Origin of the sequence: Natronospira elongata (assembly GCF_034931365.1) — a bacterium.
Classification (GTDB): domain Bacteria; phylum Pseudomonadota; class Gammaproteobacteria; order Natronospirales; family Natronospiraceae; genus Natronospira; species Natronospira elongata.
On sequence record NZ_JAYGII010000076.1, the window covers coordinates 1 to 2,763 of the forward strand.

3 protein-coding genes are annotated in these 2,763 nt (G+C 44.8%); all 3 read right to left on the reverse strand.

The window, feature by feature from the left end:
- Positions 1–62 precede the first annotated feature (62 nt).
- Positions 63–1,691, reverse strand: a complete 1,629-nt coding sequence (locus VCB98_RS13700) for an SEN1985 family protein (protein WP_346053486.1) — start codon at positions 1,689–1,691, stop codon at positions 63–65.
- 120 nt (positions 1,692–1,811) lie between these two features.
- Positions 1,812–2,192 carry a carboxypeptidase-like regulatory domain-containing protein gene (locus tag VCB98_RS13705; RefSeq protein WP_346053488.1) on the reverse strand — a complete coding sequence of 127 codons (381 nt, stop codon included), beginning with the start codon at positions 2,190–2,192 and terminating at the stop codon, positions 1,812–1,814.
- A gap of 102 nt (positions 2,193–2,294) precedes the next feature.
- Positions 2,295–2,732 (reverse strand): hypothetical protein, encoded by a 438-nt coding sequence (locus VCB98_RS13710; protein WP_346053490.1) that lies wholly within the window; start codon positions 2,730–2,732, stop codon positions 2,295–2,297.
- Between the last annotated feature and the right edge of the window lie 31 nt (positions 2,733–2,763).

Consider the following 2,763-nt stretch of genomic DNA (forward strand, 5'->3'; position numbering starts at 1 on the left):
GTGCTCTGCGGAAATTTAGGAGCGCCAGCGAGTAAATTTTCCGTAGCAGCACCTTGTTAGGCTTATATTTCAACTCTCGCTTCCAGCTCACCAAAGTCTGCCCCTTTAACACCATCATTAATGCACGCAATATTTGAACCATAATAAAGGTTAGGAAGCGGCCATCGAATCTGCTTTCCAATGGAATCAATACAACAACGAATAATTAGCTGAGGAAGAAGGTTCTCAAGGACGTCTCCATACATATCCACCATCGGCAAGTAGTCATACATACTTCGACATCGATCAAAGGTAAATGCATCCAAATGCATTTGTCTAACCTTAGCCTTATAAGTCCATCTCTTGTGATTATTTATATTAGAGTGATAAGGTGCGCCTAGTTGATTCAAGCTTAACTCCAGCCATAGGTGAGCCATTGGAACGTCACAAAACAAGCCACCACGAGCATCTGGAATCGCCGAATTAACTCGCCTAATTTCTTTTTTTATGTTATCTGACAGCAACCCATCATAGCCAAAGAGAGTTTCTGATAATGACTCCCTAAATTTGGCTGCGTCAAGAACTGACGCCCCATCTTTCGACTTAGAAAACTCGTTAAACCAGTATTGACCTAACGCTCCCCCCATCGATTGCAGTGAGTCTATGAAGTTCCAGAATGGGAAGCTGTCTGCATTAAAAATACGATCTCCGCTGATTATATGCTCATCATTTAACTCTGAATCAGGCATAAGTGAAGACAGTATAGATGAAGCATCGCCCATTCGGTCAAACGCTTCTTTTTGGGTGGCTTTATCGGAGCTGAACAATTGCTTTCGAAGCGATCCATTTCTTAAAAATCTTAGAGCGGGACTAATGAAATTTGAGTAGTAAAGTGGGTAACTTGTAGCGAAAGCAGAGTAAACACCACGCATATTATTAGATGCCATTCGTGATAAATGTTTTGGTTCATATCCGTGTGCTGATGCTGATTCGCTAAACCAAGAAAAAATCTTATTATCTACTTGATGCGGCAACTCTCCATAAACAGAGCATTCAACCATTGGTTGAAAAAAATAGTAGGCTGACAAAAAGTCACAATTATCTTGTGTAGCGTCAGGCTCGCATGAGTTAACTACCAATACGCTTAAATCTGAAAGTGCTTGCTCATCAAAAGTAGCATGGAGAACTGACAGCGTTTTGAGACTCCTTGCAACCAGAGATCCTGTAAAATCAAGATAAATTATGTCAAACGTGAGGTGGTTTGTTTTAAAGAAATCTCCCAAAGATCCAGGAAATATTTTTAAAGAAGGAAAGTTTTTCCGTGCTTTCTCCAAAGCTTTGCTGTAAGCATCTTTGTCTGCCTCAAAAGCCCAAACGTTTTCAATTCGAACCCCTAATGAAAGAAGGATACGGAGATCGTTTTCGGGTTCAGGTCCAGAAAAATATGCTATTCGGAGATCCTTGGGGGATTTCTGACTATAGCAAGATTCAGAATACTCTGCCCAATTGTCAAAATATTCTGCAATACGATGGCGTTCTTTTGATACATCAAGAACATGAGATAGAACATCATCCCATGCATAGTTCCAAAGTGTCGCCAAATATTCAGGGTTGAGTACTCGAGAGAATTTTCTATCTACTGTCACCACTGATATTGCGTGGCGCCACAATTCCTCACGTGACTTTTCTTTACTATCTTGTTTATAAGACATCCTTTTAGGTTAACTCCTATGCCACTTGGATGGTTTATTCTGTGAGCCTAACGCCTGCCTTCAGCCAGCAGCGGCGGAGCGCAGCGGAGCTGCTGTCGGCTGCAAGGCATGGTTATCTGTCTACCGGACGCAGCTTGGCTTCTCATTGAGCTCCTCCTCCCTAAGCCGCCGCCATTCCGCCTTACTACCCGTTCCACTACCTTCCTTCTGCAGCGTGACGGTTACCTCATAGTGATCGAATTCCGCACCGCCCCGATACGAATCATAGCCGTCTTTTGAGACCTTCAAAGTAAAGCCCGGAACACCAAGGTGACCACCGAAGAAAAAACATCCAGAAGAGTCTGTTTGACGCTCCACCCCGTAGAATTCAACTAGAGCGCCTGGAATTGGGTGCCCATCAGAGTCCACGACATAGCCACCAACATGATTCTTGTAGCTGGCTGACAGGCCGAGACAGCCTGATAAGGCTACAGCCAAAAACGGAAAAACCAACACCCTCACTCTTTGCTCCCCCTAGTACAGATAACGCTGAGGTAACCGGCGCCGGAGCGGAGCGGAGGGAACCAAAAGCGGTACGCTTTTGGCGTCCGGTTGACCGTATGGTTATGACTTGGCCACTCCGGTGTAAATCCCCAGGCTATCACCGATTAGTCTCAGTTTTTCGATCATTTCGATCTGAGCCATCGACCTCTGGTCGTCAAGCCTTGGCCCAGTCATTCTAGCTTTTGCAATCCAGTGAAGGGCTTCACATGCCTCAATTACGGACCTTTCTTGTGGAAGCCTAAGCACCCGAGCAACGAAGGAATAACAAGGAACTGAACGCTTGCAGGCCAGAATTTCACTGCAAAATACCACCAAATCGTATTGTGTTTCGGGCTCAACATTCATTTCCTGTAGCCGCTGATGCTCTTTGATCAGGAGAGACGATAACTCTCCAAGCTTCTCTTTGAATTTGACCACTGGGTCCAAGACCAGACGAATAGCCATCTGGCCAAAAACGTACACGGAAAAGCCCGCAACTATAGTTTTGAAAGTGTCCAAGGCATCTCCCTGTAGTCATAACGCGAGCCAT

What these genes read in the sequence shown, in the direction of transcription:
- VCB98_RS13700 (WP_346053486.1), bottom strand. Translation starts at nt 1,691, where the DNA reads ATGTCTTATAAACAAGATAGTAAAGAAAAGTCACGTGAGGAATTGTGG.